Origin of the sequence: Dyadobacter sp. 3J3, from assembly GCF_009801115.1 — a bacterium.
Lineage (GTDB): Bacteria > Bacteroidota > Bacteroidia > Cytophagales > Spirosomataceae > Dyadobacter.
Window position 1 is genome coordinate 108032 of record NZ_VTOL01000002.1, and the last position, 16826, is coordinate 124857.

Below are 16826 nucleotides of genomic sequence, written 5' to 3' on the forward strand. Positions count from 1 at the left end.
AGATTTTAACTCCTCAGACGTGGTTATGTTACTATTTGGAGTGGTTTTTTTTATGAGATATTCTGATCTAATAAACCAACCTTATTTTAAGAATCGGACAAAATAAAAAGGCCTCGGTATAACCAAGGCCCTTTTGCTAATTATTTAACCCAGCACTCTACATTATTAGGTAACTGGTTTAAAATTATAATTAATATTTTATAAAACAAAATTCTTGTAGAAGGTATTCAAAATTAAGTTCTTAATAATATTACAACTTAAATTTTTGTTGTAGAAAAAGTTCAATTTAGCGATTTCTTAAAGCAAGAAAAGATCCTTGCAAGTGCTAGGATCTTTTACTAAATATTTCTCACCTCAAAGCGGCAAAGCCACTTTGATTGCCAGAAACTGTATAAAAATCATGCTAGGATAAAAGTGGAAATATATGACATATTTTCAACTTGCTAATTTATAGCTCTTTAACGAAATGTATAGCTTTTAAATCCTGTAAGTAATTCTTATTTTTATATTCTGCTGAATGGGTGATAGTCTAACAAACCAGTAAAAAATAAAATGTATGACTAAGTGACTTTTTAGTGTCCGTATAACTGACATTTTGGAGATTTTGAATTAGTTGTTATCACGGAAATGTTATATTTCGGATTTACACAAAAGATTTGAAGAAGATTTGAAAATAATTTACCATTGGTCACTAAACAAAAAAATCCCGGCATATGCCAAGATCATTTGTGCACTACAACACACACTATACACCACCGAAGTGATGCAGGTACAAAATTATAGAATTGTTCCTACAAATGAAATAGATTATTTCTATAATTTTTCAAGAATAAATATAAAGCTTCTTTCAAACTAGGTTTACTGGAACAGTAATTGCGTTAAAACATAGTATCAGACTGATCTTATTCAGTAAAATTTAACAAGTGCATCTGTTCTTTATGCTGTTATTGTAATAGAATTTGCCTTTCACATTGATGTAAGACTGCATAACTTATATTAATGAGGTGCATTTGTGAATTAAATGCAACGACCGTATGAATGATTTGAGAAAAAAAGAAAAAACAGGACGATTAATTATTGTTGCCTATCGACTACCCTTTAAAATTATTAACGAAAACGATCAGGTTCAACTTTTTCAGAATTCTGGTGGATTAGTGTCGGCGGTTCTTTCGCTTGTACATGAGCAGGAGGGATCACCTTTTAATTCAGCAGAAAAAATACAGTGGGTAGGGTTTTCAGAAAACTCACCCGAAGAGCTTGAAGGCCAATCGCTTGCGAATGATAGTTTTCAGGCGCATCCTGTATTTATTCCTGCCGATGTAAATGAGAATTATTATGAGGGATTTTGTAACAATCTAATTTGGCCGCTATGTCATTACTTTCCTTCTCTTGCCAAATTTGAAGATGAATATTTCGACAGCTATCAGATAGCCAATCGTTTATTTTTTGATAAACTGGCAGAAATAATACAGCCCGATGACGTTGTCTGGGTTCAGGATTATCAGCTTATGCTTCTGCCTGAAATGATCCGTGAGCGCTTTCCTGAAAACAAGATTGGTTTTTTCTTCCATATCCCATTTCCATCTTTCGAACTTTTCAGAATGCTTCCTGTAAAATGGCGAAAAGCCATTATTGAAGGGATTCTTGGTGCCGATGTAGTGGGATTTCATACGAACGATTATGTGGAGTATTTCCTCAAAGCCGCACGTATGGTTTCAGGATATGGAAATAAGCTTCATTATATAAATCTGAGTAACCGGATTGTCAAGGTTGACTCTTTTCCGATCAGCATTGATTATAAAAAATTCAACGCAGCTTACGATGAGCCGGAAGTGCAAAGAGAAAGGTTGCTCGCCAGAGAATCGCTGAAAGAAAAAATTATCTTTTCGGTAGACCGGCTGGATTACTCAAAAGGTATTTTACATCGGTTACACGGTTTTCAGAGATTTCTGGAACAGAATCAGAACTGGCATGAGAAAGTTTCTTACGTTATGGTTGTGGTACCATCAAGGGATAAAATTGACCAGTATCAGCAAATGAAATCCGATATCGATCAAACTGTCGGCCGAATCAATGCCAATTATGGAAATATTAACTGGCAACCTATTATTTATCAATACAGATCCATGGCTTATGATGAGCTTGTGGGTATGTATACGGCCAGTGATGTGGCACTTATCACGCCCGTAAGAGATGGTATGAATCTGGTGTGTAAAGAATATGTTGCAAGCCGGAAAGATAGAAAAGGTGTTCTGATTCTCAGTGAAATGGCCGGAGCTGCGGCAGAACTTGGCGAGGCGCTCATTATTAATCCGCTTGATAACCAGGATATTGCAGATGCAATTCTGACAGCTTTTGATATGCCGGAAGTTGAACAAACTAAACGAATGGACGCTATGCAGGCCCGTATCCGGGATTATGACATTTTTGCATGGACAAATGATTTTTTTACACAAATGATTATGCTTGAACAAGAACATGAACGCCTGAGACAGGTGTTTCTTACCAATATAGGAATTGACGCGATCAGGAAGGCTTATGACGCTTCGTCAAACAGGATTTTGTTTTTTGATTATGATGGCACGCTTGCTCCGATCGTTCCGGATCCTGCAAAGGCCATTGTATCTGTGGATACGAAGAAAATAATAATGGACCTGGCGAAACGGGATACTGTAATCATTATTAGTGGCAGGGACAGATATTTTCTGAATGACCTTTTCCAGGATTTACCTGTTCACATTATTGCGGAACATGGTGCTTTAATTAAGACAAAAGATAGTGCAGAATGGGTTTTGAACGAAAGCTATGAGGAAAACTGGAAAGAAAGTATCAGGCCGATTTTGGATATGTATGCCAAACGGTGCCCGGGCGTGTTTGTAGAGGAAAAAGAAACTTCCCTTGCCTGGCACTACCGCACGGCTGAAGATAAAGAGTATGCGCTGCGACGCGCACAGGAATTAACCTGGCAGCTCAAAAATTTTATACAGCCGGAACTTAATCTTCAGATTATTGAGGGAAATAAAGTGATTGAAGTTAAAAAGACGGCCTTTAATAAGGGAACTGCTGCAAGAGCATTTGTTGAAAATGGAGATTATGACTTTATTCTGGCCATTGGAGATGATACTACGGATGAGGACATGTTCGAAGCATTGCCCGAAACGGCTTATACTATAAAAATCGGGGACGATTTGTCGGCTGCAAGAAATCATATCAAAAATCAGCAGGAAGTGTTTCACTTTCTGAAATTTATGGTATCTTCATCCGAAGAATAACAACCTGACTAATTTAATAATAAGTACCAACAAGCCACCTTTTGTGTGGCTTGTTGTTTTTAAAGCTTATTTTATTTTAAGCTGCTATCAGGTTATCTACGTTTTCCATTTTTACAAAATCACATCTGAAACCCGCAGAACGCAACGCCGCCTGAATGCTTCGAAAGTCAGGAAGTTCAGATTGCAGACTTAGCAGCAGATTTTGGAAATCGTAAGCCCAGTGTTTTACATTTAATTTTTTCAGGCAGTCATGCAATCTCTGAAAGGACAACCCATCCTTTAATTTGGCACGAAAAGAAATTTTATATATTGTGCTCATTGTCTACCCATATTAGAAATCCAAACATGTTAATGATTATAGCAATTTGCTATCGCCTAACAGTAACAAAGATTGTTATTATTTATAATCAATCCAAATAAAACATGATTAATTATTTCCAAACAAATGTAATTTGTTTAATGGTAATAATCAAGGATGGTTTATTATTAAATCGTTACCATGTGGAAACCTAATAACTATTTAAGCCATAGTGGAAAATCTTAAAATTTAAAGCGACACATCTCGCAAATGGAGAAATGTGTCGCTTTAAAATAGACTCTGTGTAACTCTTCATACCTCTTTTTTCTCTGTGTCACCTATCTACTTACATCCAGGATCTTTCTAAGAAATCAACCCAGTTTTTCCACATAATCTGTTCAATATCATGATCAGAATATCCTCTGTTTTTAAGTATTCCCGTTATCGTTTGCAGATCAGCAATAGAATCCAGATCTCCCGGCGATTGTTCTTTTCCATACGCACCGTCGAGGTCAGAGCCAATTCCTACATGCAATGCATTCCCTGCAATCTGACAAATATGATCAATATGCTGTGCAACATGTTCGATTTTCAAACCAGTACTTTGCGGTGTGGATTTTCCGCGTTCCCAACCCGGAATCATCATCCAGGCATCAAAGGCCATGCCGATCACGGCTTTGCGGTTCAGCAATTCCTTGATCATATCATCCGAAAACTGACGGTTATGCGGAACAATTTCACGAACAAGATTATGACTTGCCCAGACCGGTCCCTGATACATTTCCATTGCATCCCAAAAAGCGCTGTCACACAAATGGGTAGCATCCAGTATCATATTCAGGTGGTCCATTTCAGTAAGCAAATCTTTCCCTTTTTGTGACAAAGGCTGATCTGAATCTGTTCCGTAAGCGTAAACGCCAGGACCGTAATGAGCGGGGCCAACGGCTCGAAGACCATACCCGTATGCGATTTCCAAATTTTTTAAAGTAATAAAAGAATCAGCACCTTCAAGACTTAAAATATATCCTATCGGTAAATTCTCTGTTGATACCGCGTTGTCCCAAAGAGCCAGATGTTTTCTTAAACTGGTTAAGTCAGTTATCTGAACCATTTCCCCGGCATCTTCCATGGCTTTATACCAGGCAACTTGCGCCTGCGTCATGGCCCATGCCTGAGCCTGAGAATTCCATCCCGGGATTATGCTATCAGGTTTTACAAAACGTGCGATCTGGGTGGCAACGCACATGCCTATATTTCCTTTACGCATTTCCGGGAAACTGACAACACCTAAACCTCGGTCTGGTTTATCGTTGAGGTTTTTTTCGCGATCGCGAATTACGTTTAAATCCTGGGTTAAGTCCCGGTTCCATTCCACGGCATTCATGGAAAGATCCAGGTGAGCATCAAATAAGAACATCTCTATTTAATATTGAATGAGTGAATTTTGAATGAGAGAATTGTGGCTCATTCATGGTTTAGGATGGTAACTTGTTAAATGGTTATTCGGCGATTTCTGGCGACGATTTTCCATTCGTCAATGATATCACCGTTTTCGATAACAGAGGCATAATCGTGCAGCGCAACGGACGGACAAATGTGATAGGGAAGAGCGTAATAAACATCGCCGATCTGGATTGTTTCCCAGGCTTCTTCACCAATTTCCAAAACCCCGTGTTCTTCACTTTGTCCGGTAACGGTATATCCATGAAGATTTAAAAGTCGGAAGCGTTTATCAATCGGATTTTCGGCTGCAACGGCTTTGTGGCCCAAATCAATGGTGATAATTCCAACAGACGGTTTTGAAACTACTCTTGTCAAAATTAAAGCAGCGTGCAAAAATGGCTGATCATCAAATTGGTCGCCGTACCCCCAATCCCATAAAACATTGGTACCCGGACTTAAAAAAACATCCGGACGTAACGTGTGCACAGTAAAGGAGGGAGAACCGCCGGCAATGATCATGGGCTCTTTTTCAGTCGCTTCCTTAATCAGATCGAATAATGGGTATACCAATTTAAAAGCTTCATCACTTTTTGCTTTACGTTCCGAAAACTCGGCGTTACGGATATGTCCATCGTACACATGAACTCCGGAAACTTCAATATTGGGCAGTGTATTTAAAAAACGATATAGGGAAAGAATGGTGCCGTCGGTGGTATGGCCGGAACGATTCATCCCATTGTTGACATCAATAAAAATTGTGGAAATGAAATCCTGCGTTTCAGAAAAATCATTTAATACCTGCGCAGTTTTTTCATTATCAATTAAAGAAGAAAAGGTTATGTCCGGGTATTTTTTTCTCAACGCAAATAATCTGGAAATATTCGGTCCAACCATTTGGTAGGCCAGTAAGATCCATTTAGCACCGGAATCTGCCAGCATTTCCGCTTCTGCGATAGTTGCACACTTAAATTTTGTTATACCGGCGTCCAACTGCAATTTTACGATTTCGGATGTTTTGTGTGTTTTGACATGTGGCACAAGTCTGTTGACATCTCCGGCAATGTGAACCATGCTGCGGATATTATTTTCAATTCTGTCTTTATAAAAAAGAAGAGACGGAGAAATTACTTCTTCCGGTTTGTTGAGTAGATACCACATTTTGGATAGATATTTTGTTTAAGAAAAGAGGCGATTGCTGATACGAAAAGGCCGTAGTAAAAATTCAGAATAAGTCGATGCCATGTTTTAATCAGCAATCGCATGTATTCTAATTTTCTTCCAGTTCAAACATGGCTTCAATTTCGACAGGAATATTATCCGGCAAGGTGCCCATTCCCACAGCACTTCTTACACCGATTCCATTTTCTTCGCCCCAAACCTTTGCAAACAATTCGCTGCATCCGTTGATCACGTAAGGATGACGTTCAAAATCCGTTGTACCGTTCACCATACCCAAAACCTTGATTACCCGTTTGATACGGTTAAGGCTTCCAAGATTTGTTTTCAAAGTTGACAAAATAGCAAGTCCTACCTGGCGAGCTGCCAGTTTTCCTTCTTCCACATCAAGATCCTGGCCGATTCTGCCAATGATCAGGCTTCCATCTTCCTGTACAGTTCCGTGTCCGGAAACATACACCCAGCGATTGTCTACGATAAGATATGGTTTATAAACGCCAAGCGGCTTTGGAGCTGGCGGTAAATTAAGTCCGAGTGCTTCAAAATTGGATTCAGGAGTCATGCAATTGTAAGATAAGGATGATAAAAAAATATTGTTTTTGAAAAGATGCAAAAGTGTCCTGTGTTTACTCTTACACAAACAAATTTAATACTAAAACCCCCAACAAACCCATTATTGACACAATTGTTTCCATTACAGACCAGGTTAACAGCGTATCTTTTATACTTAGATTAAAGTATTCCTTGAATAACCAGAAACCCCCGTCGTTTAAATGCGAGAACATCAAACTTCCGGATCCGATGGATAAAACGATCAGTTCCGGAGGTACAGGTGAATGAATCAGCAAAGGTGAAAGTATCCCGACTGTGGTTAATCCTGCAACTGTTGCAGATCCAACACAAACGCGGATTATCGCCGCAATTCCCCAGCTCAGGATAATCGGAGAAATATCAATACCCACCAAGCCTTCGGCAATGTAAGTACTTACACCACTGGCTGTCATGATTTCTTTAAAAACACCAGCGCCCGCAATAATTAACAAAATTACAGAAACGCCTTTAAACGCTTCCTCCATGGATTTACTTATACCCTTCATATTTAGTCCACGCTGTATACCAAGTGTATAAGCAGCGAAAAGTACAGAAAGAAGCATTCCGAAATAAGGTTCAGCAAGTAAAGCAATAGCTTGGTTGTCAGGATAAATTCGTTTAATTCCGGACATTGTCGTTAACAAAAATACAGGAAGTAAAGCCGTAATAATGCTAATTCCCAAACCAGGCAGTTCCGAAGTTGGTCTTGGTTTTACATTGAACAAATCTGCATCCGGTTTTGGTGTAAACCGTTTAAGCGTACTTCCAAATAACGGACCTGCAACGGCAATAGCCGGAATTGCTACCATCAAACCATAAAGCAAAGTTTTTCCAAGATCTGCATTAAGTTGACTGGCAATGGCTGCCGGAGATGGGTGAGGAGGTAAGTAACCATGAGCGACAGACAAAGCGGAAAGCATCGGAATTCCAACATATAAAAGAGGAAGCCGCGCTGTGGCACTGATCATGAAAATCAGCGGTACAACAATGACAAAACCTGCATTATAAAATAGAGGTATACCAATGACAAAACCTGCCAGGGCCATTCCCCATTGAATATATTTTTGTCCAAAAATTCCAATCAATGCATCGGTTATCCTTTGTGCGGCCCCGCTGTCGGCCACCAGTTTCCCGAGCATCGCGCCAAAACCGACAATTAGTACCAGGTCACCCAGCGTACCGCCAACTCCTTTTTGAATTGCTTTACTTACGGTCACAACATCAAGTCCGCTTGCAAGCCCCAAACCAATTGATACGAGAAGAAAAGAAATGAAAGTATCAATCTTGAGCCAGGCGATGAGCAGAATCAGAAACAGAATGGAAAGAAATGTCAGTAATAAAGGCATAGAAAAGAATTTAGGGAAATTAGGTTTTCAATTATAAGTCCGCATAGTACCAAATTTAACGATTGATAAGTATTTACTTTCATATTTATTATCACAAACCAACCTAACAAACCCATTTTTGACAAAAAAAAGAGCCTGAAAGGCTCACTACCTTAGCCCATGCGGCATGCATGGGAACACCGGCAACGGGAAAATCGCGAAATTTAACAAATAATTTAAACGACCAAATTCAACCAATTTATTGTTACAAACCAACAAAACGAAGAGCCTGAAAGGCTCACTACCTTAGCCCATGCGGCATGCATGGGAACACCGGCAACGGGAAATCGCGAAATTTAACAAATAATTTAAACGACCAAATTCAACCAATTTATTGTTACAAACCAACAAAACGAAGAGCCTGAAAGGCTCACTATCTCAGCCCATGCGGCATGCATGGGAACACCGGCAACGGGAAAATCACGAAATTTAACAATAATTTAGACGCCCAAATTCAACCTAAATTCCCCAGGATCACAGCGATATAAAACGAATGCAGAATATGCCTCAAAGAAGTTTGTTAGAATGCCTAAAAATAGCGAAATTTGTCTTTTTGGTAGTTACGATATTGTAATAATCCAGTGAGTATTTGTATAAAATCAATCTCTCATTTTAAATTTTTGATTCTTTTCTAATTCTTTATGGCAGAATCTTCAGGTGAAAACATTATCCCCATTAATATTGAGGATGAAATGCGAGGAGCATACATCGATTACTCGATGTCAGTTATTATTTCCCGCGCTTTACCCGACGTTCGCGATGGTTTGAAACCGGTGCATAGACGTGTGTTGTATGGTATGTCTGATTTGGGTGTTGGATATAACAAATCCCACAAAAAATCAGCTCGTATAGTAGGGGAGGTTTTAGGTAAGTATCACCCGCACGGTGATGCCTCGGTTTATAATACAATGGTGCGTATGGCACAGCCGTGGTCGTTGCGGTATATGTTGGTTGACGGACAAGGTAACTTTGGTTCCGTTGATGGTGACTCTCCGGCAGCGATGCGTTATACAGAAGCAAGATTGAAACGTCTTGCTGATGAATTGTTAAATGACTTAGGTAAAGATACAGTTGATTTTCAGCCAAACTTTGATGATTCTCTTGAAGAGCCAACGGTTCTTCCTGCGAAATTTCCAAACTTGCTTGTAAACGGATCTTCCGGTATTGCGGTAGGTATGGCAACCAATATGGCTCCGCACAATTTGTCGGAAGTTGTGGACGGTGTGCTTGCTTACATTGATAATAACGAAATTGAGATTTCTGAGTTGATGCAACACGTCAAAGCGCCGGATTTCCCAACAGGTGGTACCATTTATGGATATCAGGGCGTTCGTGCAGCGATGGAAACGGGCAGAGGCCGGATCATTGTTCGGGCGAAAGCTTCTTTTGATGTTAATAAAAACGGACGGGAACAAATCATCGTTACCGAAATTCCGTACATGACCAACAAGGCTACCATGATTGAAGGTATAGCCGGTTTGATCAACAACAAAAAACTTGATGGTATTTCTGATATCCGTGATGAATCGGACAGAGACGGGATGCGAATCGTTTTCGATTTGAAAAAAGATGCCATTCCAAATATCGTTTTAAATCACCTTTACAAATATACTCCGCTTCAATCTTCGTTCAGCGTTAACAACGTGGCTCTTGTAAAAGGCCGTCCGGTAATGTTGAATCTGAAAGATCTGATCAAACATTTCGTAGAACACCGTATCATCGTGATTACACGCCGTACGGAATACGAATTACGCGAAGCAGAAAAAAGAGCGCATATTTTGCAAGGTTTGATTATTGCTCTTGATAATCTTGATGCAGTAATTGCCTTAATTCGTAGTGCACGTGATCCTGAAATCGCGAAAAACGGTTTGATGGAGCAATTTGCATTAAGTGAAATTCAGGCCAAAGCAATTCTTGAACTTCGTCTGCAAAGATTGACAGGTCTTGAAAGAGATAAAATTGTTAAGGAATATGATGAGATCATGCTTATCATCAATGACCTTAAAGATATTCTTGCAAACGAATACCGTAAGTATGATATCATCAAAACAGAACTTGGTGATATCAAAGAACGCTACGGTGACGCACGTCGTACACAGATAGAATTTGCTGCTGAGGAATTCAGTGACGAAGATATGATTCCGGATGAGGAAATGCTTATTACCATTTCTCATGAAGGTTACATCAAACGTACCCCTTTGGCTGAGTACCGGACACAAACAAGGGGTGGGGTAGGTTCCCGCGGTGTCAAAACCAAGGATACCGATTTTACCGAGCACTTGTTCTCGGCAACGATGCTAAACTATCTTCTGATTTTTACAGAATATGGTAAGTTGTTCTGGATGAAAGTTTACGAAGTGCCGGAAGGAAGTAAAACTTCAAAAGGCCGTCCGATACAAAATCTGATAAGCCTTGAAAACGGCGATTCGATTCGTTCGGTAATCAATGTACGTACTTTAACGAATGAGGATTATATCAACAATAATTACCTCATTATGTGTACGGAACAAGGAACGATCAAGAAAACGTTGCTTGAAGCATATTCTCGCCCTCGTACCAATGGTATCATTGCAATCTCTATCAATGAAGGTGACCGTCTTCTGAATGTCGCTTTGACAAACGGTGATAATGATATCGTTATCGCATCAAGTGCAGGGCGTGCGGTTCGCTTCAATGAAAAAGGAGTGAGGCCAATGGGAAGAACGGCTGCTGGTGTTCGCGGTATAAATCTGAATGATCCTGCAAACAAGGTTATCGGTATGGTTTGTATTAACCGTGAAGATGCCCAGTTGCTGGTAGTTTCTGAAAATGGATTTGGGAAACGCTCACTAATTGATAGTTACCGAGTAACAAACCGGGGTGGGAAAGGTGTGTCCACAATGAATGCCACTGACAAAGTTGGTAAACTGGTAGCGATTCGTGAAGTTACCGAACAAGATGATTTGATGATCATTACACGTAATGGTATCGCTATTCGTATGAGTGTTTTGGATATCCGTCAGGCTGGTCGTAATACGCAGGGTGTTAAATTGATTAAATTGAACAATTCTGACGAAATTACTTCGGTAACCAGAATTCTTAAAGATCCGGATGAAAAAGCAGCTGAAGAACTTGACGAGGATGGCAACGTAATCGTAAAAGAAATTGACGAAGCTACTGATTCACTGATCATTAGGGGTGAAGATGCGGAAGAGATTGAAGACGAAATTGTCGACAGCACAGAGGATGAAGAAGTAGAGGAGGACGACGCTGAAAACGACGATTCTGAGACGCCAGAGGCATGATTTTTGTAATATTTAGGTTAATTATTAATATTTGTATTTAGAAGCATCATTCACAACCAATCCGAGATCTATGAAAAAAATGTTTTTTGTTTCTGCACTTAGTCTGATCGGCTTTTCTGCATTTGCGCAGACTGCTGTTGATAAGGCTGTTGTAGATCAACTCCGCAAGGATAAAGAAAAAAGCGATAAAGGGGTATCTGATCCAAAGGCAAGTGCAAAAGCAGCATTTTGGATGGATCGTGCAACGACTTATTCTTCGATAGCTAATCAAAGTTCGGAGTTGGATTCAAGTGCTGCAAAGACTGCTCTTGAAGCCTATAAAAAAGCAGCGGAGATCGATCCGAAAAAAGCAAAGGATGCTCAGAAATTTATTACAGGTGAAGATCCTTCTTTATTCAATGCTTTTGTAAGACAGGGTGCTGAGAAATATCAGAACAAAAACCTTGCAGGTGCTCTGGAAATGTTCCAATTGGCACAAACTGTAAATACTAAGGATACTCTTGCAAGTTTGTATGGTGGTATCGCGGCACAGCAGATTGATAAAAAAGAAGAAGCAAAAGTTCAGTTTGAGAAATATGTAGAAAACGGTGGAAAAGATCCTAGCGTATTTTATGGTTTAGCTCAGCTGTACCGTGCTGAAAATAATTTCGATAAAGCTGTTGCTACTTTGAATAAAGGTCTTGAACGTTCTCCAGGAAACAAAGATCTTAAATCAGAAGTTGTAAATATTCTGTTGGCTTCTGGTAAAGAAGACCAGGCGATTGCTGAATTGACAGCTTTGACAAAATCGGATCCTACAAATGTTCAGAATATCGTAAATCTTGCGATTCTTTATGATAACATGAACAGCAAGCTTGGAACAAAAATTAAAGAACTTCAAGGGAAAATGGGATCTGGAACCAGCAAAACTGCTGACTTGACCAAGAAACTTGATGGCGAAAAAGAAAAGCTTGGTATCTATGACGGTGAAGTAAAAAGAGTTTCTGCACTTCTTAAAAAGACTCCGGCGAAACCTGATCTTAAACGTCAGTTGACAGATCTTGCTGCTAAGAAAAAGGAATCTACTGACGCTATCGCATCATTAGAAGCTGAAATCAAAACTACACAGGAAGCTGCAAAAGGAAACGATACAGCTGGAATGCAGGCAGAGCTTACTAAGTTACAGGCAGAGAAAAAGAATGCTAATGACCAGGCGATTGCTTCTTACCAAAAAGTGTTGACAATCGACGCTGCGAATTATGATGCATTGTATAACCTTGGCGTTTTCTATTTCAACGAAGCTGTTCAATTGAAAAGCCAGGTTGACAATATGAACATGACTGAATACCAGAAAAGTGGTAAAGAAGTTGAAGGACGTGTTTGCGGTCGTTTCAAAAAAGCAAAACCATATTTCGAAAAAGCAATTCAGGTTAAAGACGAAGCTGAGGCAAAAGATAACTTAGCCACAGTGAATAGTGTTCTTGAACAATTTGCAGGCAAAGGAGTAGCTTGTACAGAAGAATAAGAACTAATTAAAGGAAAATGAATAAGACACCTATGAATAGGTGTCTTATTTTTTGAGAGATATTCTATTTAACATAATATAAATTATAAAACAATTGGATATAAAAATTTAGGCGATGAGAATTGATTCTAGTGTGCTGTGGGTCGATTGATTTAATTCGTTTAAATCTAAGGAGCTGGAATTGTACAAATTGACTGAGTAAAAACCTGTAAATCAATTTATTAATATTATTATTGGAATTTATTTTTTTAGGTTTGTAAAATGAATTTGAAGAGATTTAGCGACAATTGAGCGGTTTTTAGATCATTTTGGAGGAAAATGTTTGTAGACATCGCCGCGGGATGCAATTGTAATGAAATGAAGTACTTGAATTTGACCATTTTCATATTTTAAACCAATTCGCCAGTCACCAACTCTTATTCTGAAATAACTTTTATTTTGTTTTCCACTTAATTCTTCACATCCGGGAATATCATAAATACTGTTTGATTTTTCCGCGATTTCTAATACCTCAAATACCTGTTTTTGAATATACTGTGGACATTTTTTTAATTCCTTGGAAAAAGATTTGGCCAATATTATTTCCACCCCATTTCTCTTTTAAATTCAGAATAACTTACTGTTTCTTCTTTTTCTTTTTCTCTTAATAACTCACCTAAATAATAATCTTCCAATTCTTCATTTTCAATAAGAACCAATATCTTCTCCATTTCATCGTCACTCCAATTTCCTCTTTGCTTTTTAACAGAAAATAAAGTCGGTTGCATCCCTATTTTTTCAGCAAGGAATGAATTTTTATAACCCGACTTATTGATCAAATTGCCCATGTTTTTTTTGAGCTCTTTGTAGTTTTGAATTACCTCTATCATATCGTTGTTTTACATAACAAATTCCATAATATAAATATACATAAAAGTAGATAAAACTAATCTGTTTCGTATATATATTCTATCAAATTTAAGCTTAATGTAAAAGGATCCACAGAATAATTTATTCTCTTAAAATGGTAGTATGTTTGTACAAGTTACAAACTGAGTTTATGAATATCCTGGTCATTGAAGATGAAGAAAGATTAGCCGTTCTGGTAAAACAGGGACTGGAAGAAAGTGGCTACACCGCAACTTTGGCTTTTGACGGGCTGGTCGGAAAACATATGGCACTGAAAAATGACTATGATCTTATTATAATGGACATAGTCCTCCCCTACATTAATGGTATTGATCTGTGTAAAGAAGTTCGGTCTGTAAAACCGGATATTCCTATTTTGATGCTTACGGCTCTTGGAACTACAAATGATAAGGTCGAAGCATTTGATGCCGGAGCGGATGATTATCTGGTTAAACCTTTTGATTTCAGAGAGTTACAAGTTCGAATTCGTGCTTTAACCAAGCGTGGTGCTCTTGCGGTAAAAAATCCGAATTACATTTTGAGATATGCCGATCTTGAATTAAATGATCAGACAAAGATTGTGAAACGCTCCGGGACGGAAGTAATTCTGACGCCGAAAGAATTCAAGTTGCTGGAATACATGATGCAAAATAATGAGCGGGTTTTGTCAAGAGCAGAAATTGCAGATAAGGTCTGGAATACACATTTCGATACCGGTACTAATTTCATTGATGTTTATATCAATTATTTGAGAAAGAAAATTGACAAGAATTTCGATCAGAAACTGATTCACACAAAGTCCGGAATGGGTTTTATTTTGAGAAACGGAGAATTGTAGATTTTAAATTAAGGAAAAATGATTATTGCCGCGGCCCAGACAATTCCGAAGAAAAACAATATCAATGAAAATCTTGAAGATCATTACAGACTGATTGAACATGCAGCGCATCATGGTGCCAAGCTTATTCTTTTTCCGGAGCTTTCCATATCAGGTTATGAGAGAGAAATGGCTGATAATCTGAAATTTACGGAAAGGGATTTGAGATTGGATGGGTTGAGAAATTTGGCAATAGAAAAAGATATCACTGTGATAGCTGGTGCTCCCCTTTGGCGGGAATCTAAATTGTATATTAGTGCTTTTGTTTTTCATCCCAAAGGACATGAGCAAATTTATACCAAACAGTATCTCCATGATGGCGAAGAAATTTATTATTCGCCTGGTACGAACGATGGTTTACAAATAAGGTTGGAAGATGAAGCTTTTTCAATCGCCATATGTGCGGATATTACCAATCCTGCACATGCAGTAAGAGCGGCTTCATTGAATAGTACTATTTACCTGGCAAGTATTTTCTACACGCCTAATGGGATTTTTGAGGGCTACAGGGATTTGCAGGGCTATGCCAGAGATTTGTCGATTAATGTTTTGATGTCCAATTTCGGAGGTCCATCATATGAATTTGAATCTGCCGGAAAAAGTGCTTTTTGGAATAATACAGGAAATTTAATCGGGGGTTTTGAAGGTACGGGCGAAGGTTTGTTGATTGTCCGAAAAAGAGAAAAATCATGGGAAACTGAGGTTGTAAGATCTGCCGGTTTATGAAAATTCGCACGAAACTCAGTCTACTATTTACTGTATTAACAGCAGCCATTCTACTTGTGTTTGCATCCTTGGTATACTATTCAGATTATAAAAACCGTGAAAATGAATTCTTTAAAAGGCTTCATCAGGAAACGATAACCAAGGCAAATCTTTTTTTCGCTGCAAAGGTGGATGCGCATACTTTGCAGACGATTTATAAAAACAATATGGAAACCATCAACGAAGTCCAGGTTGCCATATTTGATACGAATTTTCATTTGCTATACCACGATGCTGCGGATATAGATGCAGTAAAAGAAACACGTCAAATGATGAAAACGATTGTGAAGCGAAAGTACATAAGGTTTTATCAGGGAGACTGGCAGGCAGTGGGATTGCTTTTTACATACGATAATAAGAAATATATAATTACGGCATCGGCCTATGATAAATACGGATACAACAAGCTTCGGTATTTGAGAGAAACAATTTGGCTGATGTTCGTTTGTTCGATTGTGGTTATCTATGCAGCAGGGAGGTTTTTCTCCAAGCGGGCATTAAAACCGGTGACTGAAATTGTAAATAAAGTCAAAAATATAACTGCTTCGAATCTGGATTTACGATTGGACAATGCCGAGGGGAAAGATGAGTTAGCCGAGTTGGCATCTACTTTTAATGGCGTTTTGGATAGGATAGAAAACTCATTTGAAGCTCAAAAGCAGTTTGTTTCCAACATATCACACGAGGTGAGGACACCGCTGGCAGTACTTACGGCGGAGCTGGAATTGTCAACGTATAAAGAGCGTAGTGTAGCAGAATACAAAAAAGTAATCAGTAATACATTGATCGATGCCAGAAGATTATCCAAACTGTCAGACAGTCTTCTGGATTTTGCAAAGGCAAGTTATGACCCGTCGGAAATCGGTTTTAAAGAGGTTAGGATAGATGAGATATTACTGGATGCGAGACAGAAGGTGCAGAAGGAGAATCCGAAGTATTTAATTGATATTCATTATGAAAAGGAGTTTGATACAGATAGTGAAATATCGGTAGTGGGGAATGAGTATTTATTGAATGTGGCATTTGCAAATTTGTTGGAGAACGGAGGGAAGTTTTCTAATAATCCGGAAACAACGGTTAAAATTAATTTTAAGGAAGAAAAAGTTATCTTAATGTTTTCAGATAATGGAATTGGTATATCTGAAGAAGATTTAAAATTAATTTTCACTCCTTTTTTTAGAGGAAATAATAAAAAATTTGCGGAAGGAAATGGTGTCGGCCTCTCCCTCACCCAAAAGATAATCGCCTTACACAAAGGGACTATCTCCGTTTCTTCTGAAATTGATAAGGGTACAATTTTTACGATAGTACTCCCCCATTTGTAGCTCGGCATGTCTGTCACT

Annotated in this window: 13 protein-coding genes; 6 read left to right on the forward strand and 7 right to left on the reverse strand. The window is 38.6% G+C overall.

Annotation, left to right across the window (positions count from 1 at the left end; genetic code table 11):
• Positions 1-1034 precede the first annotated feature (1034 nt).
• On the forward strand, positions 1035-3272 hold the full coding sequence (locus FZF08_RS04315; protein ID WP_159467418.1) for a bifunctional alpha,alpha-trehalose-phosphate synthase (UDP-forming)/trehalose-phosphatase: 2238 nt from the start codon (positions 1035-1037) through the stop codon (positions 3270-3272).
• Positions 3273-3348: 76 nt separating this feature from the next.
• On the opposite strand, the gene FZF08_RS04320 is transcribed toward FZF08_RS04315, so the two are convergent.
• From FZF08_RS04320 to FZF08_RS04340, 5 genes are all read right to left on the reverse strand, one after another.
• Positions 3349-3591 carry a hypothetical protein gene (locus FZF08_RS04320; protein WP_159467419.1) on the reverse strand — a complete coding sequence of 81 codons (243 nt, stop codon included), beginning with the start codon at positions 3589-3591 and terminating at the stop codon, positions 3349-3351.
• Between the two features lie 325 nt (positions 3592-3916).
• Complete coding sequence (locus FZF08_RS04325) at positions 3917-4987, reverse strand: dipeptidase (RefSeq protein ID WP_159467420.1); 1071 nt, start codon at positions 4985-4987, stop codon at positions 3917-3919.
• Positions 4988-5061: 74 nt separating this feature from the next.
• Positions 5062-6171: a D-TA family PLP-dependent enzyme gene (locus FZF08_RS04330; RefSeq protein WP_159467421.1), complete on the reverse strand. Its 1110-nt coding sequence runs from the start codon at positions 6169-6171 to the stop codon at positions 5062-5064.
• Between the two features lie 109 nt (positions 6172-6280).
• Entirely contained in the window at positions 6281-6751 is a 471-nt protein-coding gene (locus FZF08_RS04335) for a RidA family protein (protein ID WP_159467422.1), read from the reverse strand.
• Between the two features lie 70 nt (positions 6752-6821).
• Positions 6822-8126, reverse strand: a complete 1305-nt coding sequence (locus FZF08_RS04340; protein WP_159467423.1) for a gluconate:H+ symporter — start codon at positions 8124-8126, stop codon at positions 6822-6824.
• A 680-nt stretch (positions 8127-8806) separates the two neighbouring features.
• On the opposite strand from FZF08_RS04340, the gene gyrA reads away from it, so the two are divergent.
• Together gyrA and FZF08_RS04350 are read left to right on the forward strand one after the other, a co-directional pair.
• Complete coding sequence (gyrA, locus tag FZF08_RS04345; protein WP_159467424.1) at positions 8807-11449, forward strand: DNA gyrase subunit A; 2643 nt, start codon at positions 8807-8809, stop codon at positions 11447-11449.
• Positions 11450-11519: 70 nt separating this feature from the next.
• Positions 11520-12953, forward strand: coding sequence for a lipopolysaccharide assembly protein LapB (locus FZF08_RS04350; protein WP_159467425.1), 1434 nt, complete (start codon positions 11520-11522; stop codon positions 12951-12953).
• Between the two features lie 303 nt (positions 12954-13256).
• Here FZF08_RS04350 and FZF08_RS04355 read toward each other — a convergent pair whose 3' ends face one another.
• Both FZF08_RS04355 and FZF08_RS04360 read right to left on the reverse strand, forming a co-directional pair.
• On the reverse strand, positions 13257-13541 hold the full coding sequence (locus tag FZF08_RS04355; protein ID WP_200837027.1) for a type II toxin-antitoxin system RelE/ParE family toxin: 285 nt from the start codon (positions 13539-13541) through the stop codon (positions 13257-13259).
• Complete coding sequence (locus tag FZF08_RS04360) at positions 13532-13822, reverse strand: hypothetical protein (RefSeq protein ID WP_159467426.1); 291 nt, start codon at positions 13820-13822, stop codon at positions 13532-13534. The genes FZF08_RS04355 and FZF08_RS04360 overlap by 10 nt, the downstream gene beginning before the upstream one ends.
• 170 nt (positions 13823-13992) lie before the next feature.
• Here FZF08_RS04360 and FZF08_RS04365 point away from each other — a divergent pair, with 170 nt between their 5' ends.
• From FZF08_RS04365 to FZF08_RS04375, 3 genes are read left to right on the forward strand one after another with little or no spacing between them, the layout of a single operon-like run.
• On the forward strand, positions 13993-14679 hold the full coding sequence (locus tag FZF08_RS04365) for a response regulator transcription factor (RefSeq protein WP_159467427.1): 687 nt from the start codon (positions 13993-13995) through the stop codon (positions 14677-14679).
• A gap of 18 nt (positions 14680-14697) precedes the next feature.
• On the forward strand, positions 14698-15444 hold the full coding sequence (locus FZF08_RS04370; protein WP_159467428.1) for a carbon-nitrogen hydrolase family protein: 747 nt from the start codon (positions 14698-14700) through the stop codon (positions 15442-15444).
• Positions 15441-16808 (forward strand): HAMP domain-containing sensor histidine kinase, encoded by a 1368-nt coding sequence (locus FZF08_RS04375; protein WP_159467429.1) that lies wholly within the window; start codon positions 15441-15443, stop codon positions 16806-16808. Before FZF08_RS04370 ends, FZF08_RS04375 begins: the two co-directional genes overlap by 4 nt.
• Positions 16809-16826: the final 18 nt, after the last annotated feature.